Origin of the sequence: [Flexibacter] sp. ATCC 35103 (assembly GCF_001975985.1) — a bacterium.
Taxonomy (GTDB): domain Bacteria; phylum Bacteroidota; class Bacteroidia; order Flavobacteriales; family Flavobacteriaceae; genus Flavobacterium.
In genome coordinates this window covers 335,897-359,400 of sequence record NZ_MTQF01000006.1, presented here as the reverse complement: position 1 = coordinate 359,400, position 23,504 = coordinate 335,897, and the positions used below count along the sequence as shown (strand labels likewise).

General features: G+C 32.0%; 16 protein-coding genes. 8 read left to right on the top strand and 8 right to left on the bottom strand.

What is annotated here, in order from left to right:
* The first annotated feature begins 602 nt into the window (after positions 1-602).
* The 6 genes from BXU01_RS14475 to BXU01_RS14450 all read left to right on the top strand — a co-directional run bounded on the left by BXU01_RS14475 (position 603) and on the right by BXU01_RS14450 (position 11,053).
* Positions 603-1,241, top strand: a complete 639-nt coding sequence (locus BXU01_RS14475; RefSeq protein ID WP_083693863.1) for a hypothetical protein — start codon at positions 603-605, stop codon at positions 1,239-1,241.
* A gap of 279 nt (positions 1,242-1,520) precedes the next feature.
* Positions 1,521-4,715 carry a hypothetical protein gene (locus tag BXU01_RS14470; RefSeq protein WP_123774060.1) on the top strand — a complete coding sequence of 1,065 codons (3,195 nt, stop codon included), beginning with the start codon at positions 1,521-1,523 and terminating at the stop codon, positions 4,713-4,715.
* A 259-nt stretch (positions 4,716-4,974) separates the two neighbouring features.
* Positions 4,975-6,270, top strand: a complete 1,296-nt coding sequence (locus BXU01_RS14465) for a peroxiredoxin (protein WP_165689794.1) — start codon at positions 4,975-4,977, stop codon at positions 6,268-6,270.
* A gap of 465 nt (positions 6,271-6,735) precedes the next feature.
* Positions 6,736-8,100 carry a gliding motility-associated C-terminal domain-containing protein gene (locus BXU01_RS14460; RefSeq protein WP_083693860.1) on the top strand — a complete coding sequence of 455 codons (1,365 nt, stop codon included), beginning with the start codon at positions 6,736-6,738 and terminating at the stop codon, positions 8,098-8,100.
* A gap of 37 nt (positions 8,101-8,137) precedes the next feature.
* Positions 8,138-9,052, top strand: coding sequence for a type IX secretion system membrane protein PorP/SprF (locus BXU01_RS14455; RefSeq protein WP_083693859.1), 915 nt, complete (start codon positions 8,138-8,140; stop codon positions 9,050-9,052).
* Between the two features lie 21 nt (positions 9,053-9,073).
* Positions 9,074-11,053: an OmpA family protein gene (locus BXU01_RS14450; RefSeq protein ID WP_165689793.1), complete on the top strand. Its 1,980-nt coding sequence runs from the start codon at positions 9,074-9,076 to the stop codon at positions 11,051-11,053.
* A gap of 216 nt (positions 11,054-11,269) precedes the next feature.
* On the opposite strand, the gene BXU01_RS14445 is transcribed toward BXU01_RS14450, so the two are convergent.
* From BXU01_RS14445 to BXU01_RS14420, 6 genes are all read right to left on the bottom strand, one after another.
* Positions 11,270-12,304: an AraC family transcriptional regulator gene (locus BXU01_RS14445; protein WP_083693857.1), complete on the bottom strand. Its 1,035-nt coding sequence runs from the start codon at positions 12,302-12,304 to the stop codon at positions 11,270-11,272.
* 73 nt (positions 12,305-12,377) lie between these two features.
* Positions 12,378-13,358: an AraC family transcriptional regulator gene (locus tag BXU01_RS14440; RefSeq protein ID WP_083693856.1), complete on the bottom strand. Its 981-nt coding sequence runs from the start codon at positions 13,356-13,358 to the stop codon at positions 12,378-12,380.
* A 164-nt stretch (positions 13,359-13,522) separates the two neighbouring features.
* Positions 13,523-14,503, bottom strand: a complete 981-nt coding sequence (locus BXU01_RS14435) for an AraC family transcriptional regulator (RefSeq protein ID WP_083693855.1) — start codon at positions 14,501-14,503, stop codon at positions 13,523-13,525.
* 49 nt (positions 14,504-14,552) lie between these two features.
* Positions 14,553-14,936 carry a GreA/GreB family elongation factor gene (locus tag BXU01_RS14430; RefSeq protein ID WP_083693854.1) on the bottom strand — a complete coding sequence of 128 codons (384 nt, stop codon included), beginning with the start codon at positions 14,934-14,936 and terminating at the stop codon, positions 14,553-14,555.
* Between the two features lie 229 nt (positions 14,937-15,165).
* Positions 15,166-16,491 (bottom strand): sigma-54 dependent transcriptional regulator, encoded by a 1,326-nt coding sequence (locus BXU01_RS14425; protein ID WP_083693853.1) that lies wholly within the window; start codon positions 16,489-16,491, stop codon positions 15,166-15,168.
* Positions 16,492-16,496: 5 nt separating this feature from the next.
* Positions 16,497-17,588, bottom strand: coding sequence for a sensor histidine kinase (locus BXU01_RS14420; RefSeq protein ID WP_083693852.1), 1,092 nt, complete (start codon positions 17,586-17,588; stop codon positions 16,497-16,499).
* A gap of 578 nt (positions 17,589-18,166) precedes the next feature.
* Here BXU01_RS14420 and BXU01_RS14415 point away from each other — a divergent pair.
* Together BXU01_RS14415 and BXU01_RS14410 are read left to right on the top strand one after the other, a co-directional pair.
* Positions 18,167-18,643 carry a YcxB family protein gene (locus tag BXU01_RS14415; protein WP_165689792.1) on the top strand — a complete coding sequence of 159 codons (477 nt, stop codon included), beginning with the start codon at positions 18,167-18,169 and terminating at the stop codon, positions 18,641-18,643.
* A gap of 182 nt (positions 18,644-18,825) precedes the next feature.
* The gene (locus BXU01_RS14410) at positions 18,826-19,281 is read left to right on the top strand and encodes a hypothetical protein (protein ID WP_123774058.1); all 456 of its coding nucleotides are present in this window, start codon (positions 18,826-18,828) and stop codon (positions 19,279-19,281) included.
* A 99-nt stretch (positions 19,282-19,380) separates the two neighbouring features.
* On the opposite strand, the gene BXU01_RS14405 is transcribed toward BXU01_RS14410, so the two are convergent.
* On the bottom strand, positions 19,381-20,505 hold the full coding sequence (locus BXU01_RS14405; protein ID WP_083693849.1) for a glycoside hydrolase family 88 protein: 1,125 nt from the start codon (positions 20,503-20,505) through the stop codon (positions 19,381-19,383).
* Positions 20,506-20,528: 23 nt separating this feature from the next.
* Positions 20,529-23,330, bottom strand: a complete 2,802-nt coding sequence (locus BXU01_RS14400; protein WP_083693848.1) for a glycosyl hydrolase — start codon at positions 23,328-23,330, stop codon at positions 20,529-20,531.
* Positions 23,331-23,504: the final 174 nt, after the last annotated feature.

Below are 23,504 nucleotides of genomic sequence, written 5' to 3'. Positions count from 1 at the left end.
GTTTTAAAAATCTTCTACAGACTAATATCAATTTGGGTTGTAAAAAAGAATTCAACTTTATATAATAAAGGACCAGTTAAAAGCTACAGTTGTGAAACATGTGGCTTTTTTTATGCAATTCTAATAATACTACTTTTTGATAATTTTCATAGACAAAATATAAATTTTACTAATTAATATATTACAATTAATTTAGTTTGATCGATTGCTATTAGTGAAAAAATGTTTTAAATCTATGAGTAAAAAGTAGCTCTCATTTTGTCAATTTCATAAAGAACTAATCTCATCAAGTGACCCACTATCTGATTTTTCCTTTATAGAAATCGATAGGTTTAATTTACATACTGACTAAATTACTAAATCTATATAACCATTTAATTTTTTTAAATTAACAACATTATGTCGAAGTCATAAATAGACTTGACTATTTATAAAATCTACACAAATTATTTCCTCAATACCTTGTTGTACTTGTCATTATAATATTTATAAATTGATTTTTCAGATTAAGTCAAAACTTTGTCTTATTCTACTATTCAGAAAACTTATATGGCTATAATCAGACTAGTTGTAAGATTATATTTGCGAATTAAATTATAAACATGAATATAAAATACTTAGCATTAGCAATCTTGCTTTTAGGGTTAAAGCAAGCAAACGCACAAACAGGAATCGGGACATCTAACCCTGATAATTCGTCCCAATTAGATATTACTTCCAGTATCAGAGGTCTTCTTATACCCAGAATTGAACTGACCAGTACAACTTCGCAGAGTCCGATTCCGGGAGTTGCTGCAACAAGTTTGTTAGTTTACAATAAAAGTGATAAAAATGATATTACACCTGGTTTTTATTACTGGAATGGTATTAAATGGGTAAGAATTGCCGAAGGCGATACTTCAAGTTCGACTGGTAATGTAATGGATATTAAAGTAATAAACAGCAATTACACTATCGCCGCTGCAGATTACACAATTATAGCTTCTCAAATGACGGAGGATATAACAATTAATTTACCTGATGCGGTTACAAGCAAAGGTCGAATTCTAGTGATTAACCAAGCGAATATTACCAATAATGCCGGTGATGAAGTTACAGTAAAGTTTAATCTTCCGGTTATCTATTCAGACACATTTAGTAGAAGCGAACTGGCCACAGCATATTATGCTGCAACCGGTGGAACTCTTAAAGTTACCTTACAATCAGATGGTGTAAACTGGTATACAGTTTCATCATTATAAAATAAGATAAAGAGAATCCTGTATCAAGCCATTGTTCTTTGGGAATATCGATTAAGGATATAAGAAAAAAGACTTTTTTAAGTGTAGAAGTAAAAAAGCGGAAACTTTTGAAAATAATGGTAATACAATATTTATTAATCAGCAAAAAATTAAAAATTAATCAGTTTGACTAAATAAGTCTTGATTATATAAATATATGTTCCCTTGCTAAATTTTTAAATGGTTACTCTTTACTGTTACTTAAATCAGACAATTTTAAACAATTCAATAAATTCAATAATGAAAAAAAATCTATTTTGTACATGGCTTTTGTTTGTGGCCATATTATTTTCAGTAAATATACAGGCGCAGATGACCATAGGTGGTAAAAAAGCACCTGAGGCTTTCTCTGTATTAGAGTTGCTTAGTAAAGGAGGGCTTAGATTGCCTCAAATGACAACAACAGAACGTAATGCTTTTGCTGTTTCAGGAAATGTTTTGGCCAATGGCCTTACTATTTTTAATAAAACCACAAGCTGTGTAGAGTACTGGAACGGTAGTCGTTGGGTAAGCTTGTGTGAAGGAACTTCTCAAATAACCATTAGCCCTGCAGTATGTCTTAATGTAGCAGCTGATGGTACAGGTTGTGACCAGACATTTAGTATTGATGATGTAGATTGTCCTAATGGTCCGTTTACATTTTCTATTGTGGCAGGAAACGAATATGGTTCATTGTACGATATTGATCTGGCCAACGGTAAATTTAATATTGGGTTTAATGAAAACACTTCGGTAAATACACGTTCAATATTAGTACGTGTAACAAGTACCTGTAATAATTCTTACAAAGATTTCTTATTCTCTCAAAAAGGAGTAGAATGTTCTTCTTATGCCGTGCCAACTATTAGCCCTTCGGCAGCTAACCTTACTTTGTGTGTGGGTGGTGGTGTTTATCTTTCAGTACCATTTAACACCTCTAATCTGGATAAGGTGATTTGGACTCGTAACGGTATAGAAGTTGCAAGAGGAGTTTCTTATTATGTAGCAACTCAAAAAGGAAAATACAATGTATCCATGGGCGCTATTGGTTGTAATACAAATACAGCTAACGAACGTAACATTACAGAATCAAGTACAACTGCAGCTGCTGCAATAACAATAATTACTACAAATAATGGTATTATTTGTGGTACCAATTCTGTTAAACTTACTGCATTGGGAACTACTTCAAATGTGCTATGGTTTCATAACGGAGTACAGGAAAAATCAGGAGCAGCAATTACTTTAGATGCTACCGGTGATGTAGGAGAGTGGTTTGCAGTGATTAATGAAGGCAACTGTTTTTCTAAAGCTTCAAATATTGTTACAGTATCAAAAAGTACAAGTGCAGATCAGATTATTCTTAATCCGAATAATGTATTGGTAAATGGTCAGCCATTAACTAGTTTTAACGCATTCTGTCAGGGAGGTTCTCTGGATTTAACAGTTGCCAATAAAACTGACGGTATAACGTATACATGGTATAATGGTAATGATATAATACGTGTTAATCCGTTTATTATACCAGCTTCTCAGACTAAAATTTCGTTACGTATGGTAGCTACAGATAATAGTGGGGCACTTTGCCCGGCAGAAGTAAGTGTTCTTGAAAAAGATATCCTTACAGGTAATGCCCCGGGTCAGCCTAATATTACGGGTAATGCTATACTTTGTGATGGTACTACTGATCTGACTTTAGTGCCACAAACGGCAGGTACTTATACCTATACCTGGTACAAGGACAATGTAAAAATGAGTGAAACAACAGCGACTATTAGAGTATCGACTCCGGGTGCTGTATATAACGGTACTGTTACAAACGCTACGGGATGTACAAGTACTATGGCTGTAAAAGCAATATCTGCAAATGTTTCGAGCTTACCAGTACTTTCATGGCAATCAAGACCAGACACGGCTACTTTTGGAGCTACGGTTACATTACAAACTGCTATCGAGTTTGGTCCTGCTATTTCATATACGTGGACAGCAGATAATGGTGCTGTGATAATAGGTTCTGGCGCAAGTGTTTCCGTAAGACTACCTGCCAGTGGTTCAGAAGGCCTTAGGGTTAATATTAAAGTAACTGCTGAAAATAATTGTGGAAGATCAACATCTCTAGAGCATTTTATTACAATGGGTAATGCATGTCCTACACCGGTTCTGACAGCGCAATCTGATATTACTCAAAGTGTGGCTGCAGGCTCAAGTGTTCAGGTTTCTATATCAGTTTCAGGAGGAGTAAGTCCTGCTTATCAGTGGTATAGTAGTGGAACATCCGGTACAACTGGTAATGCTATAAGTGGTGCTAACAATTCTTCTTATTCTTACAGCCCTTCGACCGCAGGTACATCTTATTTATATTGTATCGTAACCAATGGTTGTTCAGGTAACTTACAAGCTACTTCACCTGTATTTACAGTTGTTACACAGGCAAACCCAGCCACTTTGCCTGCAGGTTCAGGCACATTTGGAGGTAAATCTTGTTTTGATATTGCTGAGAGTAATGATGGCGGAACTTGCGGAACATTAAGTGCTCGTGGTGGCGGTAGGGCTAATTTTAATCTGGCAGCTACAAATACACAAACGTATACCTTTACCCCAAGTGGTACAGTAAGTAAAGTTCGCTTTAGTTATGTAGAATCTTTGGGAGGTTCTATTGTGAGATCGATTACTAACAATGGTAATGAAACAAGTCTTAATGTATCCGGACCAGTTACGGCAACAGTAGTATATAAAAATACTTTAAGCAGTGGTTCAGGAAGACAAGGTGATGCTTACGGCAGATCAGCTACTAATGCACTTTCAGTTGATTTATATGTTATTTACAATAATAATGCAAATGGTACAGGTACGGATGTACAGGTAAAATTAACTGCAAAAATACAGGATTGCAGCTGTTGTGGAGCTTATATTTCGCCTAATGTATGGAGAGAATTTATGTGTTACAACTTAGGTGCCGATGAATCTTTGGATCCTACTAAACCAGCATTAGGTTTGGTTGGAGATTATTATCAATGGGGAAACAAGACTCCAGCTGCATCATATAGAAATTTAGGCAGTGTTGCAAATTGGGATAGAAATTATGTTAAAATGTACTTGGCTTGGGGAGGTTATTGGACAAAACCAGTAGTTGACCCTTGTCCTGAAGGATATCGTATACCAGGATCGTGGGAATGGGATGGAATCTCTAAAAACAATACTGTTACTTCAGTAGGGAATGTCTCTAATGGAATAGGTAATTCAGGATATTTAATAGGAAGCTCTTTGATGTTGCCTAACGGAGGACATCGTTCGATTACAAATGGTTATGCAGATTTCATGTTTAAATCTTTTTATTGGAGTAGGGTCAGTGATCAAGGGTCAAGTGGTGCTGCGGTTTCATTCCGAGATGCATCTTCAATTGGAAATTCTTCTATGGCTACTGGGGGGAATATACGTTGTATTTCTGAATATTAGATTTACGGATATACACCATAAAAGGTTTGTATTTATTGCCTTAGTCTGAAAAAACTAAAGCAGTATTAAAACAAAAAGGATATGCGCTTTTCATTTTCTGCAAAAAAGCAGGATGAAAGGCGTATCCTTTTTAAATTAAATTTTAATTCTCAATCAAAATTTTAAAAAAAAGATGCGCTTGAATTTTTCCATTATTTACAAAATTGAAATTATACAAGAATGATATTGTTAATCAATGCATAATAAAAAAACAGAAGAAATGAAAAAGCTATTTATAGCTACTATGACCATTTTTGGTATAGTATCGCTACAGGCACAAACTGTAAAAATGTCTTTACCAAAATTTGCAGGAAAAGAGTATCATTACAGCTTAATACAAGGAGATAAAAAAGACACCATTGCAAAAGGTATACTAAACACGACAGGTAACATTACCTTAACGCTTCCAGCTTCACAAAAAAGTTTTAAAGGTGTTGCACAGTTCACGATAAATCAGGACGTGAGCATAGATTTGATTATGAACAACGAAAATTTTACTATAAGTTCTAATGAGGCACAGCCTACAATTGAAAATACAAAATTTACTGGTTCAATTGAAAATAATTTTTTAAGAGAAAGTCTGCAGCAAAAGAAAATATCTGAGAAAATGGAGTTAATCAAAGCGAGTTTGCAGCTTTATGATAAAGATGACGTTTTATATCCTGTTTTTGACAAAGAAAAAATACAATTAACCCAGGAGTTTATGACACAACAGGCTGAGGTAAAAAACAGTTTGTTGTATGCCGCCCGTATGCGCGAAATGCTAAACTTTTTAGGTGGTATAGGTAATAAACCTGATATGACCCAGGAAGATCTAATAAAAGAATATAGTCCTTTTGTGCGAAACAATCTTGATATAGAGACGCTTTACACCAGTAGTTTATGGAGTCCGGTTATAGAAAATTGGCTTAATATGCAATTATTTGGAGTGAAAAATGACGAAGTATTGCTGGAAGATACCAAAGCAATATTTTCTCGTATAAAAAGCAATACTGTATATACTGCTTTTGCAGAAAAAATAGTGGGTTTGTTTTCTAAAAATGGCAAAGATGATCTGGTAAATGTAATAGGACAATATGTATCACAATCAGGCAGGGTTGAAAAACCAGGAAATAATTTGCTAAGTGCCATGAATAATTTGGATAATGGTGCAATGGCTCCAGCTTTAAAAACTGGAAGAAGTGAAAAAATAATTAAAAGCAAAACCTTGTTATTATTTTTTGAATCAGGTTGTAACAGCTGTGAAAATGAAATTCATCAATTATTGGGTAATTACCAAATTCTACAGCAAAAAGGATATGAAGTAATAAGTATTGCGGCAGATCTGACTGTAAATGCTGGAGATGGACATAATCATGAGTTCCCATGGAAAGAACAATTGCTTGATTTTAAAGGATTTAAAGGTGTTAATTTTGAGAATTATGGAGTGATTGGGACACCAACTTTTTTTGTAATCGATGAGAAAGGTAAAATTACCGGACGTTATGCGAGATTAATTGATACAGGAATTCTATAGTAACCAATTCTTATTTTTTTTGACTCATACATTCGATCTCAGAACTGTAGAAAGTATAAAAGAACCTTTCAGTAAATATGCTTAATGTTGCTTTCACATCAAGATATATCATCTCTGTAGAGTGCACATTGCACAATATTCTTACCATAATCTTTTCCAGATCCCGAAACTCAGGATTGAAAAGGTAAAATTAGACTCGTTCGGGAATAACTATTTTTAAATATTTCTCATAAGCGTTAGTAATACAATCTTACTCTCTGTAAGCTTTGTTCAAATTTTCTATGCGCTTTGCTACGTAATTGTTTTTTCCGAACACCAATAACCTTGTTAGAATGATAATATTGACAAGACTAATTTGACCCTATTTTGATATACCAATAACTTTTAAGGGTTTATTACCTTTTGGTATGAAATTATATTTGCTTCTTAATAAAAGCACATTGTATAACCAATATAAACAGATGTATGAAAAAAAATGACTTATATAAAGTGAATAATTTAGCACATGCTTTACCACAAGGTAAAAGCTCTTGTGTTACCTTAGGTTGCTTATTGATTTTGCTGTTTTGTGAAACAGCACAGGCACAGGTAAAAGGAATAAAGCAGGAAATTGATTCTGTTGTTGTTAACAAGGGACTTTTGCAAATTGTTACAGACAATAAGAGCGATGGAGGCATGTATGTTTTCTTTGATTTTGATAATCAAAATACAGGAGAGCTTATAAACGATGGTGAGCTGCATGTTTTTAAAAACTATAATAATGATGGTACTGTACGTTTTACCGCTGACGATATAGTAAAAAACAAACGCGTTATAAATAGCACCGGGACTACTTTTTTTTCAGATTTGTACGTAAAGCAATTAATTACAGGAAATGCTGTTTCTGACTTCCAAAATGTGGTTTTTAATAATATGTCATCAGTAGTTCCTTTTGATCTTACTACAACTATTAGGGTAGGTAACGAATCAAGATTCGAAAATGGTATCATCAACGCATTGGATTCTAAAGCCAGGGTAATTTTTAATCAATATGCTTCTGCTGTAAATGCTGGCGATCATAGTTTTGTTGACGGAATGGTTGTAAAATCAGGAGACACAGAGTTTGAATATCCTATTGGAAATAATTTATACTACAGGCCTTTAATAGTTGGTGCATCAGCAGGACAAAATGCCTATGTCTCTCAGTACTTTTTTAAACCCTCAGAATATTTAACAAGGGATAAAGACGCGAGTATCCTGGAATTAAACAGTGCTGAATATTGGGAAATTTCCCGTGACTCCGGAACAGATAAAATTATATTGGGACTTACGCTAAACAGCTCTACGACACCTTCTCATTTTTTAAATTTAAATCCTGACCAGCAATTAGCAATTGTTCGCTGGGATAGCAGGAATAATCTGTGGGTAAATGAAAAAGGATCTGCCGAAGAATCAACAAATCCTAACTTTTCAAATTTAATGATGGGAGAAGTAGAAGGGCCGGGGATTTTTACAGTAGCGATTGTTAAGAAAACAGTTCAACCTCAGGATGTTGAGGTCTTTAATGCGATTTCTCCAAACGGTGATGGTGTCAATGATACTTTCCATATAGCAGGAATCGATAAATATCCTGATAACTCAGTTGAAATTTATAACCGCTGGGGAGTAAAAGTATTTGAAACTAAGTCATATAATGAAAGTGACAATGTGTTTACTGGATATTCAGATGGACGTGCAACTGTTACAAGAGGAGAAAAACTTCCTACAGGAACTTATTTCTACATATTGCGATACAACAAAGAAGGAAACGGGATTGAGAAATCAGGTTATTTATATATAAATAATCAATAGAAAATAAAATTTAAGGATAAAAAAATAAGTACAACTAATGAAAAATATTTTTTACATAGCGGCAGTAATGCTGCTTGGGATAAGTAGCGCTTCAGCGCAGCAACAATCCCAGTATACCCAGTATATGTATAATACGATGACTTTTAATCCCGGTTATACAGGATCAAGAGAGGTAGTAAGTGTAATGGGATTATACAGAACACAATGGGTAGGATTGGATGGAGCTCCTAAAACCATGAATTTTTCCATTCAGAGTCCGTTAGGATATCATGGTAATGGTATCGGATTAAATGTTGTAAGTGATGTAATCGGACCAACCAAAAATATTGGTGCTATGGTAAATTATGCTTACACTATTCAAACAAACAACGATGTAAAATTCTCTTTTGGAATTGCGGGAGGTTTTGAAAATATGGTAATTGATTACTACCTATTAGACATCGAAAATCCTGATATTTATATGGTAGGAAAAGAATCTATGCTTTCTCCTAATGTAGGTGCGGGAATTTATGTGCATTCTTACAACTGGTATGTTGGTCTTTCTTCTCCTAAATTACTACAAACAAGTCATGATGATAAAGTTGCAGCTTCTGTTTACTCTTCAAAATCACATTTTTACGGTATTGCAGGATACGTTTTTGATATTAACCCTTATTTGAGATTTAAACCGGCTGTCTTAGCAAAATTTGTTGCAGGTTCACCAATAGCATTAGATTTATCAGCGAACTTTTTGATCAATGAGAAATTTACACTGGGAACTGCTTACCGTTGGGATGCAGGCGTTAGTGCAATGGCAGGCTTTCAGGTAACTGATGGTATACAGGTTGGTTACGGTTATGATTATGAAACAAGCAAGTTAGGAAATTATAATTCAGGTTCTCACGAACTTTTTCTAAGATTTGATTTATTCACCAATTCAGGTAAACAATTAATTAATCCAAGATTTTTTTAACTAATGATTTCAGAACTACTTATGAAAAAATATTTTTTACTTTGGATAGTGTTATTTAGCTTACACAATACATATTCGCAGACGCGATTAGTAAATAAAGCTGAAAAAGAATTCGATAATAAAGCATACGCTTCTGTAAATTCAAGTAATTTATATGAAATTTTACTTGAAAAAGAATTTAGCTCTTCAGCTGTATACGCAATGTTAGGAGATTCCTATTATTTTAATGGAGATTATAAAAACGCACTAAAAGCATATGATTATATTGGAAAACTAAAAGATGAATATGTTTTTACCAATGATCAGTTATTTAGATACGGACAATCTCTAAAATCAAGCGGACGTTACGATGAAGCGTCTAAAATTATCAAACAACTGAATAGTAAAATTGGGAAAGAAGCCTTGAATTCGGATACTGATTATCTGAAAAATATCCAAAAAGAATCCAGTAGATATACTATAAAACCTGTAACGGCTAATTCTAAAATGCCGGATTACGGAACAGCATTTTATAAAGAAAAAGAGGTAATATTCACTTCGGCACGTGATACGAATATTACACCAAGATACAGAGATAGCTGGTCAGGAAAACCTTATTTTAAACTTTATGAAGCAACAATTACTCCGGAAGGGGATTTAATTGATCCGAAAAAATTAACGGGTAAAATTAATTCCGTATTTCATCAGTCTACACCTGTCATTACAAATGATGGAACTCAAATGTATTTTACAAGAAGTAATTTTCTTGGAAATAAATTTGGTACAGATGATACAAAAACAAATCGTTTAAGAATTTACAGAGCTACATTAGTAAATGGTGTGTGGGATAAAATCGAAGATTTGCCTATTAACAGTAATGCATATTCAACGGCACATCCTGCTTTGAGACCTGATGGTAAAAGTATGATTTTTGCATCAGACAGACCCGGATCTTTAGGACAGACCGATTTATTTGAAGTTGAATTAAAAAGTGATGGTACATTTGGTGAAGTTAAAAATATGGGGCCGTCTATAAATACGTACGGAAGAGAAACTTTTCCTTTTGTGACCAAAGCAGGACAGCTGTATTTTTCATCAGACGGACAATCCGGCCTTGGAGGTTTAGATGTATTTGCAGCAGTTAAAAATGCGACAGCGTATTCAATTGTAAATGTTGGTGAGCCTGTTAATTCCAGAGATGATGATTTTGCTTTTGTAATCAATTCAGATACGAAACAAGGTTTTTTCTCTTCTAACAGAACTAAAGACGATCAGATTTATAGTCTGAAAGAATTAGAACCAATTAAACTAATCAAAGGGGAGTTTACCGTTATAGGAAAACTGGTAGACATTACTACTGGTGAAGCCTTGCCAAAAGTATTGATCACGGCATATGATGGTGATAAAGAAATAGGTAAATATCTTACGGATAATGCGGGTGAATATATTATTAAACTTCCTGAAGGAGGACCATATAAATTAACATATACAAAAGATGGTTACTTAATTTCAGAAGAAATAGTTCCTAAATCTGGTGAGAATGCCCTGGTATCTATTGATAAAGGACTTCAAGTAGATCCTAATGCTGATAAATTCATTGTAGATGGAGGTAAAATATTAAGTGATAATGATGATTTGACTAAAACACTTGGTTTATTACCTATTTATTTTGACCTGAACGGCACAAAAATTAAAAAGATATCGCTAAAAGAAATCAATAAAGTCGTACAGGTTTTAAAAGATTATCCAACTTTTACAATTGATGTAAGATCACATACTGATAGTCAGGGAAGCAGCGCTTATAATCTTAAACTTTCTGAAAGAAGAGCACAATCAACTGTTAAATATATAGTAAGCAAAGGAATTCGCGCCAATAGAATTACTGGTAAAGGATTTGGTGAATCTGAAATACTAAACAGATGTACAGATGGTGTAAAATGTTCTGACAAAGAACATCAGGTGAACAGACGTTCTGAGTTTATAGTACACGCTAATAATAAAAAATCTGATAATAAAAAGTAAATATTAATTGATTATTAATTCAAATTTAAAACGGGATATCTGAAAAGATATCCCGTTTTTTTATTGATCATAAATTTGAATCTGTAAGCTATTGCAGATTTTATAATTCAAAACATAATAAGAGTATTTATTTACTAAAATAATAGTATACAAATTCTTAAAAGAAATTAGTTTTCTCAAAAAAATACCCTGTAGTTTTAATACAGGGTATTTTTTTTAAACTGGAATAGATTTTACATTAACTTCAGGTTTTTTGATTATTCTATTTTTTTTTACAAAATCTTCAGAAGGTTTTCTATGAAACAGATCATAATACTTAGTGCAGAAATAGCTTAATTTAGAATAGTTTAATTCATAAATTATCTCAGTTAACGTATTATAATCTCCGCTTTGTAAAAGCTTGGTTGCCAGAAGCATTTTTTCTTTTACAAAGAAATTGTTAGGTGTACTGTTGAACTCTTTTTTAAATAGCATCTTATACTTCGATGGTGACATTCCGGCCATTTTTGATAGAAATGGTACAGAAGGGAATGGATTGTATAAATGATCTAAAAGATATGTTTTTGTTTTATTTATAGCTTCCGTTTCAACTTCGGTAATTTCATTTTTTACAGTAACTGAATCTGTATAACGATTTAAAAAATTACCTAATAATTTCAATGAAATTCCTTTAAGATAAGGATCAAAAGATACATCAAAAACTGATTTACCCTTTAATGACTGGATTAAAAGCAAACTATTACTATCAATATTATCATAATAATAGGGAACATTTTTATCTATTTTAATTTTACGTTTTGCATATTCTTCTGTGGGATGATTTTTTATAAATTCGTTAAGTAGTTTTTTATCTACAAGCAGGCGTAATGCAATAGTTCTTTCGTTTATAGCGGGCTTAAAGGAACTTTCTATAGCATTGCTTATTACAGCTAAACCTAAATTAATAGAAGAACCAATTTTGTAATCGATATTGTCAATTTTTATTAAACTGGGATGATCACTTAAATCAAAATGAAAGATATAAAGTTCATTATCAGACTTAAGTCTGTTCATTTTTATGGGAGTACTAAGAACAAAATCCATAAATAAAGCAGAAATACCAGGGGTTATTTGGGTAAAAAAGGAATGTCCTTCACCAAGATTTTCAGGAAGAACGATTATTTTATTATCAATAAGTTCTCCACCCATTTCTTTGGCTAATTGGTATTGCCATTCCGGGGTCAAAGAATAAAAATGTGTAAATTTTTTCATATTTTTTGGGTACTCATTTTTAATGAACGTGATGCATTATCAATAAATTTTATTTGATATGATAATGATTTGTTTATAATTGATTAATGAATGCTTTAGGAGAAAGTCCAAAATGTTCTTTGAATTTAGAAGCAAAATAAGAGTTATTGGTAAAATGAAACCGATCTGAAACTTGTGATATAGTCAGTTTATTTTCTTCAAGAAGTTCTTTTGCCAATAGTAATTTATTATCCATAAAAAAGACATTTGGGGTAATACCTGTAATTTTTTTAAACAAATTTTTAAATTTAGATTCAGACATAGTAGCATTTCTGGCCATTAACTGAATACTTGGAAAATGACCTTCGATATTACTGATTAAAAACATTTGGCTGGCTATAATATTGGCTACATCAGACTCATTTACTGTTTGCAGGATAATCCTGTGGGTAGCCATTTTTTTTAAATAATTTGAAAGCAATAATTGCACGGTTCCATTAAGATTTAAATCGAATACCGGGCCACCTACTTTCAGTTTACGTAAATCAGCCAATATATGAAAACTCTCATTGCTCATACGGTCAAAACGTATAATCGTATTTTTTGATGAATCTGTTATTTTATCAATATCCCGAAAATTGATATTATTTTTTTTTGCAAATTGTTCAATTACTTTTTTATCAATAAATATGCAAAGAACAAAAGTTTTGCTATTAGGTTCTACCAGATAATTTGTATCAAGCGAGCTATCCATAACAATTAGATTGTATTGCCATCGGCCTAAATCCTGGACAACATTATTGTATGTATATTTTGCTTTTCCTTCGGTTAAATTGTAGTAAAGACATACAAAATCATTAGTCTTATTTTTTTGAATTAATTGATGTTCTATTTCGTTGTGTACATCAACATAATACGCTACAATACCGTCTCCGCAATCCAGAACATACCTGGTTCCGGGATATTTGTCTTCTGGTACAACTATAAAATTATTTTCAACTTTTCCTTCCAATTGTTTTGCAAGTGGCTCTACCCAATCTAAATTCGTTCCGTAGGAATGTTCAATTGTTTTCAAGATATTTTGTTTTTGGTCGTATAAAGTTAAATTTTTTTTGTTAAAATATTGATTATAAGTTGTTTTTACTTTTTTTTTAACAGATTTTTATTTTCTAAATTTTCAAAATGTTAAGAACTTCTTGCGCTATCAGCGATTTTTTTTTGTTTTACATAGGCGTTTTTTTATAATTGATTTGCAAACATTTTTGGTGATAATCCAAAATGGGCTTTAAATTTTGAAGCAAAATATGAGTTGTTTGTAAAGCTTAGTTTATCTGAGATCTGAGATACTGATAATTGATTTTCTTCAAGAAGCTTTTTAGCTTCAAGCAGTTTATTCTCCATAAAAAAAGTATTTGGTGTTTTTCCAGTTATTTTTTTAAACAAATTTTTGAATTTAGATTCCGACATATTTGCTTTTAAAGCCATTGTTTCTATAGACGGAAAAGATTCTTCAATATTATTAATTAAAAACATTTGAGTTTCTATTATCCTCTCCAGATCTAATTTATTTACAGTTTGTATTATAATCCTTGTTGCAGACATCTTTTTGAAAAAATTAGAAAGCAATAAATGAACTGTTCCTCGAATGTTTAAATCGTATACAGGACCTCCGGGTTTAAATCTTTGCAGCTCCTCTATCAGGTGATAACTTTCATCACTCATTCTGTCAAACCGAATAATCGTATTTTTTGAAGAATTAGTAATTTTGTTTATATTTTTAAAATTAATATTGTTCTTTTTGGCAAAATATGCCATTCGGGTTTTTTTTATAAAAATGCAAAAGGCATGTGATCTGCTTCCGGCTTTAATTTTATAATTTGTATCCAGTGAACTGTCAATAACTAATAAATTATATTTCCATCTCCCCACATTCAGGGCAAAGCTGTCACTGGAGTATTTGACATCACCTTCGGTAATATTGTAGTATATTCCAATAAAATCTTTTTTTGTGTTTTTCTGAATTAAATGAATGTCTTTGTTATTCATGACATCAACATAATAGGCAACAATATCTTCTCCGCAATCAAGGAAGTATCTTGTGCCCGTAAATGTATCTTCAGGTACTATTATAAAATTACCTTTTACTTTTCCTCCAAGTTTATTCGCAAAGGGTTTTACCCAATCCAAATCAGCACCATACGAGTGTTCTATTATTTTCACGGTTATAGCAGTTTTGCGGTATTTATTATTTTGGATGTATTGGTAGTTGTTATTGTACTTTTAAAATTTTTATTTTATTTATTCCTGACGGAAATTGCCATGATATTTCATCATTGACAGAATAGCCATATAAGGCTAATGCCATGGGAGATAATATTGATAATTTGTTTTGAGTGATATTACTTTTTTCAGGAAATACAATTTTAAAATCCCGAATTAAATTAGGTTCTATTTTTACTGTTATACTCGAATTGATTCGAACAATATCAGCTGGCATTTCTTCGTTTTTAAGAATTTTGGCTGATTTAAGTTCGTTTTCCAGTCGCCTGACGGACTGTTTATATACGTTATCCGTTTTCTTTTGTGGAGAATTGATTATTTTTTTCAATAATTCAAATTCATTTTCTTCTATAATAAGTTCATTATGTTTCATAATAATTTACTTTTTAAGCATTTTAAAAAATTAGTCCTAATACCATTAAATTATTTAGCGATGAGCAATTTTATAACTATCCCATTAGGCAAAAGACATGCCTGATTGATTCCTTTAGAATTAACTAATTAGGATTCATTCGATTAAGTTTCGATACATTTTATTCTGATTATTTATGCCCGGGGAATATAATTCCTAATGAGTAAGAATTACGCTGTTCTGTCTTTCTTTAAGATAATTTATGATTAAGGGTCTTACGATCTATTTGCAGAATTTTGGCTGCTTGTGTTTTATTATTACTTACAGCAGTCAGTACTTTTATAATTTGTTCTTTTTCATACTCTTTTAAAGATTTAAAAAGAATTTTTTCTTCTGGTACATGATATTTTAGTGCATCAGGCACATGTTGAATATTGATAACATCATCGCACATTATAATCATGCGTTGAATAATGTTTTCAAGTTCCCTGACATTTCCGGGCCACGAATACCTTAATAATATTTCGATCACCTTTTCATCTATAGTTATAGAAGGCTTGTTATATTCAATAGAATATTTTTTTATAAAATTGTTTATCAATAATACCAGATCTTCTTTTTTATCTCTTAAAGGAGTTGTTTTTATATTGACAACATTTATTCGATAGTACAAATCTTCTCTGAACGTACCTTCAAGGACCATTTGCTGCAAATCGCAATTGGTGGCACATATAATCCTCACATTTATTTTTTCGGCATTTCGGGAACCAATTTTTGTTATTTCTTTTTCTTGCAAAACCCGTAGCAATCTGGTTTGAACGGCTAATGATGCAGTACCAATTTCATCTAAAAAAATGGTTCCTCCTGATGCTGCCTGAAAAAATCCTATTTTAGATTCTAAAGCACCCGTAAAAGCTCCTTTTACATATCCAAAAAGTTCAGATTCGACTAAATTCTCTGGCATCGCACCACAATTTACAGAGATAAAAGGCATATTGGCAAAAGATCCTTTATAATGAATTGCTTTGGCTACGAGTTCTTTTCCGGTTCCGCTTTCGCCTTCTATTAATACATTTACTTTATTATCTTTTACACGTTCAATTATCTCTAATACCTTTTTTAACTGTTTAGAACTACCTACAATGCCCAGATAATCGTTGTTATGGATTAAGGAATCAACAGTAGTTATTAAATGCCTTAAATTGGTTTTTGCCAATAATGCATCAATTGCTTTTTCAAGTTCATTGCTGGTAAATGGTTTGTGTAAATATTCTAAAGCTCCTGATTTTAATGCTGTAACGGCATTATCAACAGAATTAATTCCTGTAACCACTAATTTTGGAATTAAAGGATAATGTTCTTCCGCATATTTTAACAATTCAATGCCATTAATCTCAGGCATATTAAGATCTGTAATCAATAAATCAATATCAGTATATTTTAGTACATCAATAGCTTCATTTACAGAAGATGCACGATAGGAATGGTAATTAAATGATTTTAAGTGACGCTGAATTAAATTGAGCATGTCGTAATTATCATCTACAATTAATATTTTTTGTTTTATTAGACTCATTTTATTTAATTTAAGGGAATTTTTATTATAAAAATGGTTCCGTTTGGTGTGTTGTCTAGCAGGTTTATTTCTCCGTTATGGTTTTTAACAATTCCATGAACTACGCTAAGTCCAAGCCCGCAGCTGTCTTTATTTGGTTTGGTTGTAAAAAATGGTTCAAATACCTTTTGTTTAATTGCATCAGGAATTCCTGTTCCCTGATCTGCAACTTTTACAGATAGATTTTTTGCATCATTTTCGATCGTTATTTTTATTGTACTTTCATCAGGAGAAGCATGTATGGCATTTATGATGATATTAAAAAATACCTGGGTAAGCTGTACAGAATCAACTCTTGCAATAATACTGTCATTTTTAAATATCAGTTCGCTTTTGATTTTTTTAGCCTGAAAGTTTTGCTTAAGAAATGATAAAACAAAATTTACGATTGGTTTAATTTCCTGAGATTCTAATTGCTGAGGCATTTCACGAGAAAAATACATTAGCTTTTTTACGATTTCACGAGCATAAATAACAGAACTTATAACAGTAGAAATATCATCGTTAATTTCAGAATCTGTATTATTGCTCTTAATTAATTCAGCATATCCTAATATATTTCCTAGTGGAGTATTGAGTTCATGTGCTATCCCTGCAGTCATTTCTCCCAGACTTGATAACCTGTCGATTCTTTCTACAGTTCGCATCAGAAGTTGTTTTTTTTCAAGATTTTCAAACTTTTCGATATAATTGCCAATTTCAAAAGCAATGGTATCTAATAATGTTTGTTCTTCCCTTAAAAAGTCATTGCTATTATAAGCATTTTCAGGATAATGTACTTTAATGAAGCCAACAATAGTTTTAGAAACAATTATGTTACTAATTTGGAAAACAGTTTGTTGATCGGGTTTTGATATCCATAAAGAGCAATCCGGGACTTGTATTTCTACGGAAGCTTTTTTATTGTACCTCCACGCTTTTTTGGTACTTATAATTATTTTTTCTAAAACTTCTTTTTCTATACAATTTGATCTGGATATTGTTTTTGATATTTCATATAGACAGGTTAATTCCTTAACTCTTTCTTTAAGTTTAATTTCTGTAGGAACTAAATTCATTTTTGTAGGAAATTATTTATAATGATTTTAAATTGAATTCAAAAGTAATTTAAATATTCTACTTAAGAATATTATTTGTATGTTTATTTAACTATTTGAAAACAAACTAAATAGAGTCTATTTTAAAGTCTTATTATGATATTATAATGTCTTATTTAGGTTATTTTCTATTTATTTTTGAGCTATAAATATCTGTAATTATTGTAAGAATTAATATTTGCTTTGGTTTCAAATATTTTTTTGTGAAACTGTTTTTTAAGAAGAAGTAAATAATAATGCTGCTTTAAAATTTATCTGCAGTTTTACTTGTAGTTGTTCAGTTTAATAAATAACTTTTTAAGACCTTGTTAAAAGTCTTATTTTGATATTATTATAACTTAATAAGGCATTATTAAGAATTGATTATAGGGTAGTTTTGTCATTGTTTTAGAGTTGAATATTTCCGGAACAGAAATAATAACGCTATAGATCAAAAAAAATATCCACAAATTTTTAATGCCTTCCAAAAAAACATGAATACTTCCGGCTTTTTCTTAGAGTTTGAATTAAATATAGGTGAAATACACAAACTTAATAAGATGTATTTCAAGAGCCTCTATAAAGAAAAGGTAACCGTATTCCTTGGAATTGTTTTATTCTTCGCGATATTCTTCGATTTTTTAAATTTAGATAATGATACCGATGTAATAAATTGGCTGGTACGCAATCTTATCCTCATTATATTGTTTTTTTTATTCCAGTATTCTTTTGTAAAGCCGATAAGTAAAACCATTTTTCAGTTTAGTAAAAAGCTTTTAAAATATAATAGGTTTAGTAAAAAGTATAAATTTAATTTTACCAACTCTAATATTTTTGTCCATTCACCTTTGGGAGAATTTGTTTATAAATGGAGTCAAATAGAAAATGCAATTCTCACGAAAGACTTTTTCTTTTTATATGTCAGAGATCGAAATGGCTATATTATTTCAATTTCTAACAAAACTAATGATGGTAGAAATATTCACGAATTAGTTGATTTTGTAGAAAATAATGTAACACATGTTACTAAGATCTAAAAGCATTACCTCAAAAAAACCTTATTCTATTCTTTTTATAACGTATTGTATCACTTTGTGTGATTTAACTCAGATTATCTTTGCAAAGATGTTTAAAGATTCTGATTTGTATTAATGATAATCTCTTTATGACTTATAAAAAACAGTAAATTATTTAATTTGAAATGTTTAAAGAATTAGAAATGAAAAAGGAAAGAATTTTGGTGCGTGATGATAGAGGATTTTTTTTAAAAATGTTTAAACGAAACTTCAGGACTGAATTTGATTTTTTTGAAAATTCATTTATGTCTGATTCTGAAAACGAAAACAAATCAGAACATTTTGATCGTTCTATATTTGTCATTTATGATAAATTTGAGCTAATGGAGTTTTTGAAATTAGAAAAAAAAGGTTCGAATGTTTTGTTATGTCTGTTTAATAAGCAATTGTATGATAGCTTATTTTTTTTAGATGAAATTAAAAGTTTAATCCTATTAGATTGTTCTAAAACAAGAAGCGAGTTAATGACAGAATTAAAACACTATTTTAATAGTAAATCTGATTCTGTATTGCAATTATCAAATGATAGTTTTCCAAATCCGAATATTATTTCTGCACAATTTAATAATTTCTATAAGTCTTTATTTTTCATGATGTAATAGATTTAAGATCAAAATTATGATTTATAAAACAAAAAAAGTAGAATATNNATATTCTACTTTTTTTGTTTTTCTATTAATAGCGATTGCAGAAAATAACTATTTCATTTTATAGATTTCTGAACCTGCTAATAAAAAACAACCTAATCCGTAGTCTTCAAAATCCGGAATTTTATCATATGATAAAGGTTGCCCGTCTTTCGGTTCTTTTCCTGTTGATTGCAAATAACCTAAAAAACCATTATTGTGCAAGCTTTCTGTTGTTATGGCGTTCCATGCTTTTTGAATTACAGGTAAATAGGTTTCTTTTTTCAAAATCCCACTGTTTATTCCGTAAGCCATTCCATAAATAAATAATGCCGTGCCTGAGGTTTCTTTTTCTCCAAAATTGGCAGGATCATGTAAGCTTACATTCCAGAAACCATCAGTTCTTTGAACAAGAACTAATGCTGCTGCCATCGTTTTTAAATCTTTTACATATTGTGCTCTGTGTGGTGCATTTTCTGGAATAATAGTAAGTACTTTTGCAAGTGCAGCAATCACCCATCCGTTCCCGCGGCTCCAATAGCAATCCTGACCGTTAGGTTCTTTATATGGAGGATCGAAATCAGCATCACGCCACCACAGGCCGTCTTTAGGATTAAATAGACCGTGATCGCCATGTTTATTTCTGGAGTACATATACATTTCGTACATTTTTTCGAAATATCGGTTGTCTTTTTCCAAAACTCCTAACTTGGCAAAAACGGGCATTCCCATTTGTATCGCATCAATCCAGGACCAATCGTCTAGTTGAGGCGTGTTTAAAAGCATGTTTATAGTAGCTTTTGTGTTTTTTAGCTTTTTAGGATCAGGTTCCAGATTATACAAATCGATATAGGTTTGTGCAGCACAATAGTTGTCTGCATTTCGGGTTGTATTACCACTATTAAATCCCCATTTATGAAATTCTGACCATGAATAGGCATAATCATAATAGACATCTTTTGGATAAATTTCATACAACGCCATTAATCCTTCATAATAAACACCGCGTGTCCAGATATTACTGGGACGCTCTTTATTTGTAATGATAGTTTTGCCAGTGTCGGGCCATTTTTGCATAAAATAATCATTAGCAAGAATCATTTGTTTGAGTACCAGTTTTTTATCAAAAGGTTGCTGTGCACTTGCTGAATAAATATGTGTAAGGTATATAGCGAAAAATAAAAGTAATTTCTTCATTTTTAATACTGGTTATTTAATAGTTAGTTTTGTTTTTTTAATGGTGTGATAGTAACAGGACCCAACAACCCTGATGGAGTTGGATTCCATTTTGTGGCATCAAATTTTTTATAATCTTTATCGACCATATTTATTTCGTAGAAAATTTTCCATTCTTCTCCTTTTAACTCTTTGTCCCTAATTCTATTGGCAGATAAATTAGTAACCTGAATTTTAATGTTATTTTTTCCATCTTTGAGTTTTCCAATATGCAGCGTATAAGGTACGGACCATGCTGTGCCAATAAATTCATCATTTAGCCATACTTTTGCACTTTCGCGAACATCACCCAAGTTTAAAACCCAATTATCTGTTTTAGAATTTAGATTGTCAAATTCTAATGTATAAGTGGCAGTTCCTGAAAAAGCTTCAGCATCAGAACTTAATTTTGTCCATGATTCTAAAGCAGAAACAGTTGCATTTGCGGGTAATTTTGGTCCGCCTTTATCAAAAGTGATGTCCCATTTTCCTCTTATGGAAACTGCATTTCCAGTGGTTTCATAATAAGTCCATTTTTTTTGCGAAGCTTTATTTTCAGTCTTTAAAACATAAGATTGTCCAGGTTCTATTTTTAGTTTTACAGCTGTAGTAGTGCTGCTTTTAGTAACGACAGCATTACCATATGCTCTGGTTAAGGGATCAAAAATAACAACTTCTTTATTGCCAACCTGAAGCGGAATAAATGTATCAATTGTTTTGGGTGTATGATTGACCAGATAATATATTTTTTCACCATCAATGCTTCTTCTCGTAAATTTTAATCCGGTCTCAACAAGACTTTCCGGATAGATCTGAGCATTCTCTAAAGTTTTAAAAATGTCAGAATTTGTTTTTATAATCTCTTTATTTTGAGATAGTACAGATTGAAGTTTTTGTTCTTGCTTTTTGTAATCATTAAAACCGGGAACAGATTCCGGTAAGCCTTCAAAAAGTATAACAGCACCTTCTTTTTTTAATTCAATTAATTTTTGCAGTGTAGCAAGAGGCATTTTTTTGCAAGTAGGAATAATTAAAGATTTAAAAGTTCCGCCAGGCAATACAATATTACCGTTTACCACTTTAGCTTCTGCTATAAAATTATCCGAAATAAAATCGACTCCATAACCTTTCTTCATCAAACTTCTGGTGGTATCATAAAATGAAGTCCCGTAAAGCCATTCAGATAACGAATGAATTTTGAACTGAACAAACAAACTTCCTTTTTGATATTTATCCCAAACATCATAAATAGGCCAATAGAGCAGGATTTCATTATCAGATTTTCCCTGTTGCAATAGCGACTGGCAGTTAGCAATATATGAAAACAGGGCAGGGGCATCTTCCCAAATGCTATTATTACTATTAAAGTTTACAGCGGCATAAAATTGCCATCCCGGCCATGCTGCGCGGATTGGGGAATAAGTAGAACCGTGAAGAAAAATATGATTAACGCCGTTTAGCATTAAGTCCTCGGCTTCAGGCTTACATTGTGATAACGCTGTTTTAAAATGTTCTCTCAGCCAAGTAAAAGTTTCAGATGAAACCAGATTTTTACCTGATATATGAGCTGCAGATGAGGAGAATTTCAGCATTACCGGATCAGCATCTCCTTCGCGAATATCTTCTTTTTCACGTCTAAAGCCCGGAATATCAAATGGCATCGAACCAAAAGTTTCACATTCAGGTATATCTGCAGATGCATATAAATCAATCAGGTTTCCCGGTGATCCGTGCGCCTGAAGTTTGGTTTTAAAGTTTTTAGAATGTGCCCATTTTGTCCACGATTTATCAAATTTGTTCAATAGAAGATCGGCAATAGTTTCACGATAATCGCTTCTGATTCTATTACTTGTCTCAGTATCGGTTTCATTCAATAAAAGAGGTAATTCTTTTTTTAAATCGTATCCTCTTCTGGTTTTGAACTCTTCAAAAAAGTCAGGCGTAAAATCAGTTCCGTAAACTTCAAAACTATCATTAAAAATAGCACGAATTTTTCCTTCACGCCCTTTAAAAGCAGTGTTAAAAGGAACTACATAAGCATTCAGTGCTTCTTCAGAATAATGATCTAATGTATATCCTTTTCCTCCGGGAGCAGCTCTTTTTACCTGCTGTCCGGTTTTTCCGCTAAACACGGCATAGATCGTATAATCTGTATTACGGGCTTTCCAGTTCAGTTTATTGGGCTCAGACAGATTGGGTAATCCAACATGGTTTCCTTCAATTCCTTTGCCTTTTGTATTTACTTTATATTTTTTTAACTCCTTTGTTAAATTTATATAACTTCCATCCGTTCCGTACGCTACAACATATAATAAATGGGCAGGAGTTTTTTCTTTACTGCTATCGAGGACTATGTTTTTATTGAAGGTTTCATTTTTTTTAAGAGGATATTTTTCTACTATTAGTTTTGTTGCAGCATATGGCAACGTAACCTGAGAACCTCCATAAGGCCATCCGGTTCCTAAAACCATATCGACCTGCATGTTCAGACTGTCAGCAATATGAATCGTATAATCTAACATTTCCATCCATTTTGGCGACAGATAGTCTATAAAGTTATTTTCTTCTCCTTTTACGCCATAAATAGGAGTTATTTCTACGCCTCCAATTCCGGCTTTATAAAAATCTATCAGGCTTTTTTTTAGATTAGGTTTGTCTACAGCACTTCCCATCCACCACCAGCGTGTCCAGGGCTGGTTAATATTAGTAGATTTTGGCCAGGGAGAAAGTGTTGCGTCCTGAGCAAAAGAACTAAAAGCAAAGCAAAAGAATACAATAATAAAGAGGTTTGATCGGGTTGGTTTCATTATTTATTCAAAGGGTTTTAGTGGTTACTAAAATAAATACTTCACAGAGTTAAAAATCTAGCAAGTGTCATTTTTATTCTTATTGTAATAAAGTAAAAGTAGGAGTAGTACATTAAAATGCTATCCTGTAGCGTCCTGTTTTTATTAAATATCATCAAAAATGAAATATTTACT